The sequence below is a fragment of the Jeotgalibacillus sp. R-1-5s-1 genome, assembly GCF_004405105.1.
In the GTDB taxonomy this organism is placed as follows: Bacteria; Bacillota; Bacilli; order Bacillales; family Jeotgalibacillaceae; genus Jeotgalibacillus.
On record NZ_SORW01000009.1, the window covers coordinates 15,329 to 27,695 of the forward strand.

Sequence of the window (12,367 nt, forward strand, 5' to 3'; positions counted from 1 at the left end):
CCCCTATCCTTGAAATTATTTCTTGCAGGTGACGTAACGTCATCTTCTATAGTGAAGGTATCTTAACTTTGGAGGTACATTCATGGAACAGAAAATGACGGCTTCATCCTTTACCTATGCTCTCATACTGGCACTGATCTTCATCCCGTTCTTTGTTGATACATACGCAGCAGACACATTGAGAAAGTTCGTTGACCACGATCTGTCTCACGGGCTGTTAATGGGATTGATTCTTACCTGCTTAATCATCTTTTTTCTAATCTTTGGTGTTATAAAAAAACAATCTCTTCAATGGGCCAGCCTCGGCTTGAAGAAAATGCACACAAGCCAATGGTTGTTCGTTTTTAAATGGACACTGATTAATATTTTCTTAGGAATCCTTTACGTGGTTCTATTGGAGCTAACAGGAATCGGAAGCTCAAACACGAAAACAGAGAGCCTTCAAAACGAAGGAATCATGATGTTTGTGCTGGCTTTTCTATCAGCCGCGGTCCTCTCTCCCATTTATGAGGAGCTCTTTTACAGAGGATTTATTTATACCTGGCTAAGGCAGCGGCTGACACTTTATCCGTCACTGATCATCAGTGCAGCTATTTTCACGCTGGTCCATATCCCTACCTATAACACGCTTCCGATCAACTTTATCAGCGGAATCATCTTTGCATGGGTTTACGAACGCACCGGGTCCATTATCAGCAGTATGATTGTTCACGCCAGCTTTAACGGTTTGGCTGTTATCTTAACATTCTTACTTGGATAGTCTGTAAGACTCTAATTTTTCTCCATCATCACATTCCTCTTGCCTGAGTAAAATGCGGCTTTGTTTTCACTGGAGACTCCCAGCATCTCAGCAAGTGTAACAGCGAATTCAGCGTAGGCATGTCCCTGCGCGGTCAGGAGGTTCCCCGTTTGAACAACCGGTTCATATACAAAGCCGGTTTCCTCAAAGCTTTCAAGGAAATCCCGCTGTTTTCTTGATAAAGTAACGGTGTAGGTCTGTCCTTTTAATACGCCGGCCTTTGCCGGGATATAAACACCGCTGCAAATGGCGGCGACAATTTTATTATTTGTGTAAAGATCAGCCGTGAGGTCATAGATTGACTGCATATCCACAACAGGTTTTAGATCGCCACCAGGAATGATGATCCCCTCATACTCCCTGTGAGCGACTTCATTTAAGCTTAAATCCGGTATCGTGACAAGACCTGCTTCTGACCGGATAGGTAAACGGTCAGAAGCAACGGTTACGACCTCCACCTCATTCCGGATCATAGAAATCGCAACAGTCACTTCAAATTCACAATACCCTTCAAATAAAAACAGCAGCATTTTCCTCATATTTGTCCCCATTCCCTCTAAATAGATGATTTAATATTAACAGATACATCCATCTTTGGATTCGTTTATCTTTATACAATGAGTGTTGTGATAGAATATCTACGTAACGGAGGTGTTTTTGTGAAGTATTCAACTTTAATCTTCAGCATAACTGCCGCGATGCACTTTGTTTTTCTCATTAATCATACATTCTTTGATAATGAGTACATAGGTTTGGTTCTCTGGATCAATTCAACACTATTTTTCTTTGCGATGATCGCTTTTGTAAATAGTAGATACGAGCATAGGAAAGGAGCTCAACAACATGAAGCTTAAAATGCTGACTATCTTCGTCACTGACTTTGAAAGGGCCATCTCATTTTACCGGGATCTGCTGGATTGGAAGCTGCTTGAACAAGATGACTATCACCTCGCCTTCAATGCTTTCGGAACAGAGGTTCACTGCTATCTGGCAGAAAAAAATACTTCACCCGGAGATTATTCAAATGAGGCGCGCACTGTGTTTGTTTTTGAAGTTAACGACATTGACCAAAAGATGCACGAAATGCTTGAGAAAGACATCACCTTTTTACATACAAAGCCAAACCAAAACAGCTTTAGTAAGTATGCCGCTTTTGTAGACCCCTTTGGCAATGTGCATGAGATATGCGAAATGCTAAAAACCCCCTGATTATTTAAATCAGGGGGTTTTAGCGTGTTTAACTTGTAACATACCCAAGAATTCTTTTAAAGACGGTTTGTGACAACTAATAAAGTCATCATACAACCCCATCTTTAAACCAATTCATCCGTCTTCTTTTCAGCACGTCTTGCCAGTCCAAAGTAGGCTCCGAGCGCCAACAGGCTGGCTGTTAAAATAATCAGCCCCATCGGCACAGCCGTGTCCTCTCCAGCAATCCCGACAAGTGGTGCAGTCAGTGAACCCAGCACGAGCGGCAGCATTCCGAGAAATGCAGATGCACTTCCTGCAATGTGCCCCTGCGTTTGCATCGCAAGGGAGAATGAAGCGGTAGCCACCATCCCGATTGACATGACGAAGAAAAATAGCGGAATGGCAATCGCGATAAACGGACCATTTACAAGAACCGCAACAGTCAGAACAGCACCTGCAGTCACCGCCTGACTTAAGCCATAGAGCAGGAACTGACGTTCAGATACCTTATGTGACAGACGTCCGACTGACTGTGTTCCGATAATCAGACCGATTCCGTTTAATCCGAATAAATAGCTGAATACCTGCGGCGATACGCCGTAAATATTCTGATACACAAAAGGTGTTCCTGACACATAAGCGAATACACCTGCGATCATAAATCCTTGAGCCAAGGCGTAGCCAAGGAACTGTCGATCCGCCACAAGAGACTGAAAGTTTTTCAGCGTCTGTCCGATATTACTCGGAACGCGTCGCTCTTCCGGCAGCGTTTCTTCCAGCCTTGAAGTAATTAAAAAGAATAACAGTATGCCGATGATACTTAAAACGACAAAAATACCGTTCCAGTTTGTAAATAACAGCACCGTACTTCCTGCAATTGGTGCAAGGATCGGCGCCAGATTACTGACCAGCATCAGCAATGCAAAAAACTTGGTCAGTTCCCTGCCGCTGTAAGAGTCACGAACAATCGCCCGCGAAATGACAATCCCGGCTGACGCAGCAAATCCCTGGAGAAAACGGGCGCCAATAAGGAAATAAATATTGGGTGAAAACGCAATCGCAAAAGAAGCAATTGCATAAGCAATCAGGGCAATGACTAAGGGACGCTTCCTTCCATGTACATCACTCATTGGCCCCATGATCAGCTGTCCAATTCCGAGTCCAAGCAGACAGGCTGTCAGACTGAGTTGAACTGAGGAAGCAGAGGTACCAAGTTCAGATGCAATCGTTGGAAAGGAAGGAAGGTACATATCAATCGTTAACGGACCCATCGCACCCAGCGAGCCCAGAAGCAGCGCAAGGCGGGTCCTTTTTGAACCGGTAAGGGTGTTCATATTCATCCTGCCTTTCAATCATTCGATTCACGAAGCACGGAGTCTATTATACACCTCTTACGTAAACTTACCTATACAACTGCTTTAAGGGATTGTTTATTATTTGTCTGAAATTCTATTGTTCATTTCCTTACCGAAACCACACCATCACTGAATCGCATACCGGCTCGTAACCGATGTCCATATAAATTTTATTAGATGTCGGGTTAGCCATGTCTGTATAGAGTGTTAGTGTATCGTATTGCTTTAGCGCTTTTTTAGAGAGCTCCGCCACACAGTTGGAGGCATAGCCACGACCTCTGAGCTCAGGTGGCGTGTAGACAAATGCAATGTTTGCATTGTGAACAGTTGGTCTTGAGATCACCGCAACGGAAACCAGCTTTTCATGATCCCGCCAGCCGTATAGACGTCCCTCATTAATCATGCGTAAAGCAGCCATTTGTATTTCCTCCGGTGTTGTGGGCTCAGGAACATGGCTCTGAAAATCAGTTAAATAATCAACAACGAGCTCCGAATCCGCCATTTCCACCTGCTCAAGCTCTCCAGATACACTTTTCGGATCCACAACATCAGTCAGCTTATAAATACGCTGATCCATTTTCATGTCATACGCAGTTCCTCTATCTTTTATGTAGTCAGCAATCGTCAGGACCGTTTCTTTTTCACCGACTAGACCCGGCACCTGTTGGTCAGATAGCCAATCAGCGACTTGATTTAAGTCATTTTGGTCAAGACCTGTGTGCAGAGAGAGGATCGCCTGTGAAGGAATCGTCTGCAGCATAAACATGACCGGTTCCCCATCCTTCTCAACCTTCGCCATGAGATACGGCTTTGATTCCATCTTAAGTGCCATCGTCAGTCCGAGAATCAGATTATTTTCGGCTTCCTGCTTTAAAAGAAATGGCACAGCCTCCCCTTTAAAAGATTCAATATCATGAAACGTTTGAATGCTGATCATCTTTTTTCCTCCAATCGTAATGAATGATTTCCTTCACAAACTTTTTACACTGGTAAGCCCTGTAGATTTTGCTAAAGTAACCGGATCTTCTATTATTTAAAATAGATTCAGCTTCTTTCAGCAAACGCACCCATTGAACATCCGAACGGTCTTTCATCCAAATTAACGCACCTCTTTTTGACACAATCTCTCCTGTCTCAAATGTATAACCGATTCGCGAGACGGTCGCCATCGCAAATGCGAAATCACCGTCACGAATAAAAGAGAAAATCGTTTTACTCTTACCCGCCCAGTAATGATCCAGATTATACAAGAGGGTCCTTTCTACATCCTCCCTGCTTACCTTGATTGGCTGAGGCTGACCATAAATGCAAATTGACTGATTAGCCATCATCCACCATGTAATGGCATTGATGTCCCAATACCCCTCCTTCACTTTTCCATTATGAACATAAGGATAAGGAGCGAGCTCGTGATTCATTTTTCCAAGATCATCTTTATGTATAAACATGCCGTCAAGCTGCTTCCCATGTTTCATATTCAGGAACGGACTCAGCACATGGCGTACCTGATCCACAGTTATATGATTACTTATCACAAAAACAACATCAATGTCACTGCTGTCCTTAACATAGCTGCCAGTGGCTATAGAACCATATAAATAAACCGATTCAATGTACTCCGGCAGCTCAAATGCTATTTGAGTCAGCAGCTGATCCAGATACCCCTTTAATTCCTCCGGTAAATTCACCATCTTTGCTCCCCAAAAAAAATTTTGATTCTTAAGTGTTTTATTGTAAAATAATAACACAACATGTAATATGATGACTACTTTACGGGGGAGATTCTCAGTCCCGAAAGCCGATTTAGTTCACCTTTCGCATTGATAATCTTAAAAAGTGTCAGTATAATAGTTCAGCAGTGACCAGGCTTACGCTTCGGAACTGAGTGATAAGAAAGGGATGCGCACCATGAAAATCAACCGTAAATTGATTCTGATACAGGCGGCACTTGTTGTGGCAGGCGTCCTTGGCTATACCTATATCCTGAATGAAACACCAAAACCTAGAATATTTGCGATTTCATTTTTGTTTTTCTTCTGGCTGGCCACGGACGTTGCACGCGCCTACATCCAAAAAACCGGAGCCTCAACATTTATGCAATGGGTGGGCTATGCAAGCTTCCTGATTACCTCAACCATTGGATTAAGTATTATTTATATGTCTTCATAAGACAGACATGAAAGTGGCTGCTGAGTTATTCAGCAGCCGCTTTTTCTGTCCAGACGCGTGAAAAAGCCCAGCTATTGTTTTCATAACAGAGTTTATATACGTCGGGATTTGATAATGCTCTCCATTCATCAAAACCGGTTTCAGGATTTATATTCTTCAGGATGAGCGCAAGCAGGTTACCATGCGTGACCAAAACGGTTGTACCGCTTATTCCGGCCTCTTCCTCTATCACTTCCCAGCCACGTTTCGCCGCCTCTGAAGCTGACTCTCCACCAGTCATCTTGAGCTCAGGATCTGCAAAAGACGCTTTCAGCCGATCCATCCAGTCTGGTAAATCCCCGCTGCTCAGCACTCTTTCTGACAGCCTCTCATCCTCTTTAACAATTAACTTTTTCAGTTTCGCGATTGGCATTGCCGTTTCTACTGCTCTGACAAACGGACTGGAAATGAGCATATGCAGGTCAATTTTTTCAAAAAAAGCAGCCAAACGTTCGGCCTGTAAGTGTCCTCGCTTTGTTAAATCAGCTTCCGGTTCCTGTCCCTCTGCTTCGCAATGTCTGACTAAATAAAGCTCTTTCATGAATAAGTACCCCTCAACTCACTTTATTTTTCATAGCACATGACATTCACCCACCCGCTCAGAATACCTGTGCGTATGATATAGAGAATTCCATTCGAGGAGGATGATTTATGAATCAGCATGATTCGTTTTACAGCTATCCCGTTGATTATTCCCGCTCATTCGATCAAGACGCTATTAGACGCCCTTACTACAACCGGCCACCTTATTGGCGTCCATATTACCGACCTCGTCCGTACTGGGGCGTTCCATTCCTTGGAGGACTTGCAGGCGGACTGTTGGCCACGACTTTGTTCCCTCCTTATGGATATGGATACGGGTACGGCGGATACCCATACTGGTAAATCAAAAACAACGGAAACCCCCTTTTTGGAGGTTTCCGTTTTCCTGCTAACGATTCACATTTACTTTAAATGATCGCTGCGGGTTGAATTCAAATTCAATCCCACGATATGTAAATACGGGAATAAAACCTGTTCGCTCAGCTGTTTTAACAGATGGCAGATTCTCGACCTGGCAGTCCCAATACGGCATCATTTTTTCAGCGATGCATTCTTCAACAAAAGCGGTTGCCGCCGCTGTGGCGAGCCCCTTTTGTTCAAACGTCATAAATGTTTCGATTTCAATTGCGTGTATATTTCCCGCACGGTATCCTGTCATACATACGGAGGCAACCTGTTGTCCCTTCATCACACAAAACCCGATTCCTTTTTCAAAAAAGCTCTCTTTTGAAGACCAGAATTCTTTGATTTTATTATGAATCAGCCGTCTGCTTGTATAGTCTGCAACGTGAATCGCTTCCTGCATGTATTTCACTTCATAGCCGGGTGGAAGCAATGCTTTTTTCGGTTTTTTCTTTTTATTGTAAATGTAAACAGCCTGTTCCCACGTCTCACTTTTACGCTCCGAAAAGATCTCATCAAGCACGTCATTCCAGCCGGGATGATAGGAAAGAATTTCTGCGATTCCAATGCCCTGGGCCAGCGCATCCGGTCCTGCGACCAGATCCATGAAATCCTTCAGTTTTCTATTAAACATCTCATTTTTTTCGTCCCCTATGACATAAAAACCATCAAGGTTTCCCAACCAAACCACCGCGGAAGAAGGGGAATCCAGTTGATCAACAAACACTCTTCCTTCATTTATGCCCTCTATGACCGCGCGTACTTCAACAGACCCCTGCTTTCGAAGCAGCGGCTCACAAAGTTCGAATTGATGCTTAGCCAGCTCCTTCACATCTTCCCCTCCCTTATTCCTTTTCACCATCGTACCATATTACAACAATTAAAGGATTTTTTTCATTCGCGCAGAATATTGCATATTAAAAGGAGTGATTCTCTAATGAGTGAAAAAGTTCAAAGGGAATTTTTATTTGTTGGCGTCATGCATGAAGATACTTATGATTCACTTGCAGAAAAAGTACCTTTGAACGCACAAAATTTCATGAGCAGACTGGATGAAATCCCTGCAAAAATGACAGCTGAAGCTGCATTTTTCGAACCTGCTGAAGAGGGAAAGGAAAAGGGTACATATTTTGTTGGCGTTCTCGTAGAAGATAAGCCGGAAAAATTGCCGGATGATATGGAGTTTCTGACTGTAAACGGGCTCTACGGTAAAACAGCTGGACCCATCACGTCCATCTCAAGCCTTCACCAGGAGCTGGCACAATGGCTGAAATCCCGGGAACTGAGCCGGGATGATGACTGGATCATCGAATGTTATCACCCCGCTGGAGATGACGAGATAGTTGAAATTTATTTGCCGGTGAAAGATTAGATATCTGTTCATGTTTGTTCGCATATTCTTATGTAAAGAAGGGTAAAGTCTGAACATCATGAGTTAGAAAGGAGTTCGGCTTTATGGAACTTATTTTATATTTAATCGTCGGTGGATTAATCGGCTGGCTTGCAGGGCTGATTTTAGGAAAAGACGTGCCGATGGGCTGTATTGGCAATATTGTAGCAGGAATTGTCGGGGCCTGGATTGCAGGGGAACTTCTTGGGTCATTTAGTGATTTTGGACCTTCTCTTGCAGGCATTCATGTTATTCCCGCGTTAATTGGTGCTGTTATCTTTGTTTTCATCCTGAGCATCATTTTGAAGGCTGCCAAGAAGAAATAATGTTTTAAGTAACGTGTCCGCTTATGGCGGATGCGTTTTCTTTTGCCTAGTTAGTAAGGTCTTAAGTCCCTATCCTCCGAAACAACGTCCGAATCTTGTGAACCTCTCTTACTATCTTACGAACCATCAGCAAAATCCTGCGAACCTATGCTAACATCTTGTGAACCGCACGCATCATTCTGCGAACCACAAACTCCATCTTCTCAAAAAAACACGCCTGATCACTCAGGCGCATTTTTTCCGAAATCCATTAGAAGCGTTCGCGCTCATCCTGAATTTCTTTCTTTGCTGCTTTGACACTTTCTTTACGGTGTTCATTTTTGACTTTGATCTGGTCAGCCTGCTGTTTTGTATCAGCATGCTCGAGGGCGAATTCAGCATCGCGGGCGTTATCAATCGTATTTTGCACCATTTCCTCCATACGGTTCACTTTCGCTCGCTGCTGCTTACTTCTGCATTTTTCATGGTTGGTCATGATAGTTCCCCCTTGTCCAATGAACGGACCGTATTGAGTGCTGAGAACAGCTCTCCCCATTACCATGCGCTAAAAACAGCTGCCTTATGTCAGGCATTTTTCACCAGCTGGATACCTTCAATTCTCATCAGCACTCTTTTCAAATCCAGCCCCGAACTGAACCCGCCAATCGAACCATCCTTAGCAATCACTCTGTGACACGGGATCGTAATAAGTACAGGATTTGCTCCAACCGCTCCGCCTACTGCACGGACTGCCTTTGGTCTCCCGATCACTTCAGCAATATCAGCATAACTTCTTGTTTCACCAAATGGAATGTCCCGCAACGCTTGCCAGACCTCCTCCTGAAACGGTGTTCCTTTCACATCCACTTTCATATTAAACGTTTGTTTAACACCATCGAAGTAATCCGTCAGTTCTTCAATATAGGGTCCTGTCTTTACTGAATTATGCTCCAGATGTGCCTCTTTATAGGTTTTCATCACCCATGCCTCCAGTCCCTCAAACCCTTCCGATTGAGTCCCGAAATAACAAACCCCTTTTGAAGAGACAGCAATATAATAACTTCGGTCTTTTATGTCAAACTGATTCCAGTAAATCGTCATGATAATCCCTCCACATTGAGTTTGGTAGGTATAGTTTACATGATTTTAATTTAGTTTCTAAATAGACCCGCTGAGATTGATGGAATTAATTTTTGAAACGATTGAATCCACATGCTGAATGAAGGAATCGTAAGCTGCAATGAAGGGAATATGAGTCCAGCGAGTGCTTGTGATTGAATTATTTTTCAGAAAGAGGGGATTAAATTCCAGAAAGAAGGAATAAATTTCTCAAAAGACCGAATAAGCCCCCGCAGTGATGGAATCCCGCGAAACCTCTCCCCTTCCCACTTCCACAACCGATCCGCGTCCAATTCAACTCAAACAAAAAGCCAAGGCAACTCACCACGAGTTAAGCCTCAGCCCTCCTTTACTTTGCAATCATCACAATCCCATTACCTGCCGGATCCTTCACATGATATCCATTCTCTTTTTCAACAGCACCCGTTTTCTCTGCGGCTGTAAGAAGCTGCTTTGAATCCGGAAAAACCAGCGTGTAATGAACCAGACCCGCAGATTGCTCACCAGGAGCAGGGATTCCGGTTCCATTCCATGTATTTACCGCAATATGATGATGATATTTTTCAGTTGAAAGGAACAGTGCCTGGTGCCCATACCGGGATACGGGTTCGAACCCCAGAAGTTGAGTATAAAATTCTTCCGCATCTGAGATGGATGATACGTGGAGATGAATATGACCCATTTTTGTTCCCGCAGGCAAGCCGTCCCACTTTTTATGTTGCACCTGAAGCACTGATTCAAAATCCAGCGGATCTACTGTCATATGAACCTGATCACGATTCCAGCTCCATTCTTCAGGCTCGCGATCCCTGTAGACCTCAATGCCATTTCCATCAGGATCTGAAAAATACAACGCTTCGCTGACCAGATGATCTGAAGCACCAAGCCGTATGTGATGGTCCGCAAGATGTTCAATGATTGATGCGAGATCAGCTCTCGTTGGAAGTAATATTGCGAAATGATACAATCCTGTTTTTCCGGATTGTTTTGGCAGCACACCCTCAGGCTGAATTAATGTAACCAGCGGTGTCTCTCCATCTGCTGTTAATGTTACCTCCGTATGATGCTGATTAAGAATATGAAATCCGATTACGTTTTGATAGAAAGCCAGTGATTCCTCCAGATTTGTTACGCGCAAAACAACTTCTCCCACATATACAGCCGGTCGATCATGAAACACCATGACGAACCCTCCCTTTAGTTACTTTATGTAACTAATTATATTTTAGTAACAAAAAGAAAGCAAGCAGATTTACTGCTTGCCCGGGATTACGGTGACCTGATTTCGTCCATTTTGTTTTGAATAGTATAATGCCTGATCTGCGCGTAAAAAGAGGTCTTTACGCTGATCACCTTCCTGATATCCTGTCAATCCAATACTAATCGTAACAGGTGTATGGGACCACATATGCGTTTCCACATTCGCCCGTATTCTTTCTGCTACTTTGTGTGCTTTTTCAGGTCCGACATTTGCGAGCAGAATAACAAACTCCTCTCCGCCAAGACGCGCGAGTACGTCACCTTCACGGATTTCCTGCTCAAGTTTCCAGGAGAGCTCCTGCAATACCTGATCACCGACGGGATGCCCAAACTGATCATTGACTCTTTTAAAATGATCAATATCCAAAATAACGAAAGTGAATTCAAATTTTTTTGTATCCGCCCATTGAATAAATGATTGAACGGCGTCTTCAAAAAAGCGTCTGTTTTTCAAATTTGTTAAAGGATCAATCATGGCCAGGTTTTCGAGTCTTGCGTTAGCCGCCGTGATTTCTTCCCGCTTCCCCTCAAGTTCATTAATGAGATTTTGAAGCTCTGTATATGCCTGATCTGTATTTTCCAGTACTTTTTCTACATTGCGCTTTGAGCGGATCAGTTCATTTTCAAAATCGTCACGGGTTTTCATTTTGACAAGGACACACTCAATCTGCCCGTCACGCTGCTGTGCATTGATCAGTACAGGCAACGGCTCACCCTGAGTTTTCAGCGTAAGATACATTTCATCCACTCTTCCCTGAGAAGACAGTACCGGCATGAAGTAGGTCTGAAAATAGAGACGGGAAGGCAGTGTCAACAGTGAACTCATGTGCTTTTGAGCAAGATCGTCAGTTGCTTGTCCTGTATATTCCCCCAGCATTTTATTCCCTTCTATGATCCTTCCGTCCAATTCGAGGACCGCAAAGGCACATGGTGCATGATACAGCTGACTATCCATGCAATCCCCTCCCGGCTTATATCATTGTTTGATGAATATATTTTACCACTTCTTCAGGGTGACTGATATGCGGATTATGACCGGTCGCCTTTAAAATAACGAGTCTGCTGTCCTGGAACTGCTGGTCAAGAAACACCGCAACTTCATGAGGAACAATCGTGTCATCACTCGGCTGGAGAATGGTGACAGGAAGTGTTACATCTTTCAACCAGTCCCTTACATCTATCAAAAACGTAGCTTCTGCAAATTGTCGCGCAATCTTTTGATCATTAGACAATAGCTGCAGTTCAAAGTTTTCCGCAAGATAAGGGCGATCCGTATTTTTCGATGCAACCGGCGCTAAATACTTCGCCCATTCCTTAAAGTTTTTTTCCATCATATCAAGCAGGCCTGAAATTTCATCCTTCGTAAAACCGCCATGATAGCCCGGTTCATTTAAATAACGTGGGGACGGAGCAATCATGATCAACTGTTTAAAAAGTTCCGGTCTTTTAAGTGAAGCAAGCGCACTGACCATCCCGCTGACAGAATGACCCACAACAATAACATCTGACAGATTCAGCGCATCACACACTTCGATCAGATCATCTGCATACCCATCCACCGTGCGATACCGTTCTTCGGAATACGCCGTTTTATCTGACCGTCCAGAGCCGACATAATCAAACAGCACAACCTTATAGTCGTTTTCAAATACGGGACTGACCTGACTCCATGCCTCTTGACTGCTGCCAAAACCATGTGCAAATACAAGAGACTGCGTCCCTTTTCCTTTAACCGTTACATGATTTCTTGAAAGAACATTCATTTGAAACTCCCTTTCTTTCTGCCTATCTATCT

General features: G+C 43.7%; 17 protein-coding genes. 6 read left to right on the forward strand and 11 right to left on the reverse strand.

The features are described 5' to 3' along the window. Positions 1 to 82 precede the first annotated feature (82 nt). A complete protein-coding gene (locus tag E2491_RS04500; RefSeq protein ID WP_134373372.1) occupies positions 83 to 760 on the forward strand; it encodes a CPBP family intramembrane glutamic endopeptidase in 678 nt (225 codons plus the stop codon). A gap of 11 nt (positions 761 to 771) precedes the next feature. Here E2491_RS04500 and E2491_RS04505 read toward each other — a convergent pair whose 3' ends face one another. Beyond that, positions 772 to 1,338 carry a DJ-1/PfpI family protein gene (locus E2491_RS04505; RefSeq protein ID WP_166805784.1) on the reverse strand — a complete coding sequence of 189 codons (567 nt, stop codon included), beginning with the start codon at positions 1,336 to 1,338 and terminating at the stop codon, positions 772 to 774. 304 nt (positions 1,339 to 1,642) lie between these two features. Between E2491_RS04505 and E2491_RS04510 the strand changes: the two genes are divergently transcribed. After that, positions 1,643 to 2,008 carry a VOC family protein gene (locus tag E2491_RS04510; protein WP_134373376.1) on the forward strand — a complete coding sequence of 122 codons (366 nt, stop codon included), beginning with the start codon at positions 1,643 to 1,645 and terminating at the stop codon, positions 2,006 to 2,008. A 104-nt stretch (positions 2,009 to 2,112) separates the two neighbouring features. On the opposite strand, the gene E2491_RS04515 is transcribed toward E2491_RS04510, so the two are convergent. The 3 genes from E2491_RS04515 to E2491_RS04525 all read right to left on the reverse strand — a co-directional run bounded on the left by E2491_RS04515 (position 2,113) and on the right by E2491_RS04525 (position 5,036). Beyond that, complete coding sequence (locus tag E2491_RS04515) at positions 2,113 to 3,324, reverse strand: Bcr/CflA family multidrug efflux MFS transporter (RefSeq protein WP_134373378.1); 1,212 nt, start codon at positions 3,322 to 3,324, stop codon at positions 2,113 to 2,115. A gap of 130 nt (positions 3,325 to 3,454) precedes the next feature. Further along, complete coding sequence (locus E2491_RS04520) at positions 3,455 to 4,282, reverse strand: GNAT family N-acetyltransferase (protein WP_134373380.1); 828 nt, start codon at positions 4,280 to 4,282, stop codon at positions 3,455 to 3,457. Then, complete coding sequence (locus E2491_RS04525) at positions 4,257 to 5,036, reverse strand: nucleotidyltransferase domain-containing protein (protein ID WP_134373382.1); 780 nt, start codon at positions 5,034 to 5,036, stop codon at positions 4,257 to 4,259. The genes E2491_RS04520 and E2491_RS04525 overlap by 26 nt, the downstream gene beginning before the upstream one ends. 217 nt (positions 5,037 to 5,253) lie before the next feature. Between E2491_RS04525 and E2491_RS04530 the strand changes: the two genes are divergently transcribed. Beyond that, positions 5,254 to 5,514, forward strand: a complete 261-nt coding sequence (locus E2491_RS04530) for a hypothetical protein (RefSeq protein ID WP_134373384.1) — start codon at positions 5,254 to 5,256, stop codon at positions 5,512 to 5,514. Positions 5,515 to 5,539: 25 nt separating this feature from the next. Here E2491_RS04530 and E2491_RS04535 read toward each other — a convergent pair whose 3' ends face one another. Then, a complete protein-coding gene (locus tag E2491_RS04535; protein ID WP_134373386.1) occupies positions 5,540 to 6,094 on the reverse strand; it encodes a histidine phosphatase family protein in 555 nt (184 codons plus the stop codon). A 110-nt stretch (positions 6,095 to 6,204) separates the two neighbouring features. Here E2491_RS04535 and E2491_RS04540 point away from each other — a divergent pair, with 110 nt between their 5' ends. Continuing rightward, positions 6,205 to 6,438 carry a hypothetical protein gene (locus E2491_RS04540; protein WP_134373388.1) on the forward strand — a complete coding sequence of 78 codons (234 nt, stop codon included), beginning with the start codon at positions 6,205 to 6,207 and terminating at the stop codon, positions 6,436 to 6,438. 46 nt (positions 6,439 to 6,484) lie between these two features. Here E2491_RS04540 and E2491_RS04545 read toward each other — a convergent pair whose 3' ends face one another. Next, positions 6,485 to 7,330 (reverse strand): GNAT family N-acetyltransferase, encoded by an 846-nt coding sequence (locus E2491_RS04545; protein ID WP_166805785.1) that lies wholly within the window; start codon positions 7,328 to 7,330, stop codon positions 6,485 to 6,487. Between the two features lie 105 nt (positions 7,331 to 7,435). Here E2491_RS04545 and E2491_RS04550 point away from each other — a divergent pair, with 105 nt between their 5' ends. Both E2491_RS04550 and E2491_RS04555 read left to right on the forward strand, forming a co-directional pair. Beyond that, positions 7,436 to 7,870 carry a GyrI-like domain-containing protein gene (locus E2491_RS04550; protein WP_134373392.1) on the forward strand — a complete coding sequence of 145 codons (435 nt, stop codon included), beginning with the start codon at positions 7,436 to 7,438 and terminating at the stop codon, positions 7,868 to 7,870. Between the two features lie 83 nt (positions 7,871 to 7,953). Beyond that, complete coding sequence (locus tag E2491_RS04555; RefSeq protein WP_134373394.1) at positions 7,954 to 8,214, forward strand: GlsB/YeaQ/YmgE family stress response membrane protein; 261 nt, start codon at positions 7,954 to 7,956, stop codon at positions 8,212 to 8,214. Positions 8,215 to 8,464: 250 nt separating this feature from the next. Here the strand turns inward: E2491_RS04555 and E2491_RS04560 are convergent, their stop codons facing one another. The 5 genes from E2491_RS04560 to E2491_RS04580 form a co-directional block, all read right to left on the reverse strand. Continuing rightward, positions 8,465 to 8,689 carry a small acid-soluble spore protein Tlp gene (locus E2491_RS04560; protein ID WP_134373396.1) on the reverse strand — a complete coding sequence of 75 codons (225 nt, stop codon included), beginning with the start codon at positions 8,687 to 8,689 and terminating at the stop codon, positions 8,465 to 8,467. Between the two features lie 89 nt (positions 8,690 to 8,778). Then, positions 8,779 to 9,294, reverse strand: coding sequence for a methylated-DNA--[protein]-cysteine S-methyltransferase (locus E2491_RS04565; protein ID WP_134373398.1), 516 nt, complete (start codon positions 9,292 to 9,294; stop codon positions 8,779 to 8,781). A gap of 367 nt (positions 9,295 to 9,661) precedes the next feature. Beyond that, positions 9,662 to 10,495 (reverse strand): VOC family protein, encoded by an 834-nt coding sequence (locus E2491_RS04570; RefSeq protein ID WP_134373400.1) that lies wholly within the window; start codon positions 10,493 to 10,495, stop codon positions 9,662 to 9,664. A gap of 69 nt (positions 10,496 to 10,564) precedes the next feature. Further along, positions 10,565 to 11,527, reverse strand: coding sequence for a GGDEF domain-containing protein (locus E2491_RS04575; protein WP_134373402.1), 963 nt, complete (start codon positions 11,525 to 11,527; stop codon positions 10,565 to 10,567). Positions 11,528 to 11,543: 16 nt separating this feature from the next. Beyond that, the gene (locus E2491_RS04580; protein WP_134373404.1) at positions 11,544 to 12,335 is read right to left on the reverse strand and encodes an alpha/beta fold hydrolase; all 792 of its coding nucleotides are present in this window, start codon (positions 12,333 to 12,335) and stop codon (positions 11,544 to 11,546) included. Positions 12,336 to 12,367 lie beyond the last annotated feature (32 nt).

Excerpts from the sequence above, each read along its gene's own strand:
- E2491_RS04500 (WP_134373372.1), top strand. The coding sequence starts at position 83 with ATGGAACAGAAAATGACGGCTTCATCCTTTACCTATGCTCTCATACTG.
- E2491_RS04505 (WP_166805784.1), bottom strand. The coding sequence starts at position 1,338 with ATGAGGAAAATGCTGCTGTTTTTATTTGAAGGGTATTGTGAATTTGAA.
- E2491_RS04510 (WP_134373376.1), top strand. The coding sequence starts at position 1,643 with ATGAAGCTTAAAATGCTGACTATCTTCGTCACTGACTTTGAAAGGGCC.
- E2491_RS04515 (WP_134373378.1), bottom strand. The coding sequence starts at position 3,324 with ATGAACACCCTTACCGGTTCAAAAAGGACCCGCCTTGCGCTGCTTCTG.
- E2491_RS04520 (WP_134373380.1), bottom strand. The coding sequence starts at position 4,282 with ATGATCAGCATTCAAACGTTTCATGATATTGAATCTTTTAAAGGGGAG.
- E2491_RS04525 (WP_134373382.1), bottom strand. The coding sequence starts at position 5,036 with ATGGTGAATTTACCGGAGGAATTAAAGGGGTATCTGGATCAGCTGCTG.
- E2491_RS04530 (WP_134373384.1), top strand. The coding sequence starts at position 5,254 with ATGAAAATCAACCGTAAATTGATTCTGATACAGGCGGCACTTGTTGTG.
- E2491_RS04535 (WP_134373386.1), bottom strand. The coding sequence starts at position 6,094 with ATGAAAGAGCTTTATTTAGTCAGACATTGCGAAGCAGAGGGACAGGAA.
- E2491_RS04540 (WP_134373388.1), top strand. The coding sequence starts at position 6,205 with ATGAATCAGCATGATTCGTTTTACAGCTATCCCGTTGATTATTCCCGC.
- E2491_RS04550 (WP_134373392.1), top strand. The coding sequence starts at position 7,436 with ATGAGTGAAAAAGTTCAAAGGGAATTTTTATTTGTTGGCGTCATGCAT.
- E2491_RS04555 (WP_134373394.1), top strand. The coding sequence starts at position 7,954 with ATGGAACTTATTTTATATTTAATCGTCGGTGGATTAATCGGCTGGCTT.
- E2491_RS04560 (WP_134373396.1), bottom strand. The coding sequence starts at position 8,689 with ATGACCAACCATGAAAAATGCAGAAGTAAGCAGCAGCGAGCGAAAGTG.
- E2491_RS04565 (WP_134373398.1), bottom strand. The coding sequence starts at position 9,294 with ATGACGATTTACTGGAATCAGTTTGACATAAAAGACCGAAGTTATTAT.
- E2491_RS04570 (WP_134373400.1), bottom strand. The coding sequence starts at position 10,495 with ATGGTGTTTCATGATCGACCGGCTGTATATGTGGGAGAAGTTGTTTTG.
- E2491_RS04575 (WP_134373402.1), bottom strand. The coding sequence starts at position 11,527 with ATGGATAGTCAGCTGTATCATGCACCATGTGCCTTTGCGGTCCTCGAA.
- E2491_RS04580 (WP_134373404.1), bottom strand. The coding sequence starts at position 12,335 with ATGAATGTTCTTTCAAGAAATCATGTAACGGTTAAAGGAAAAGGGACG.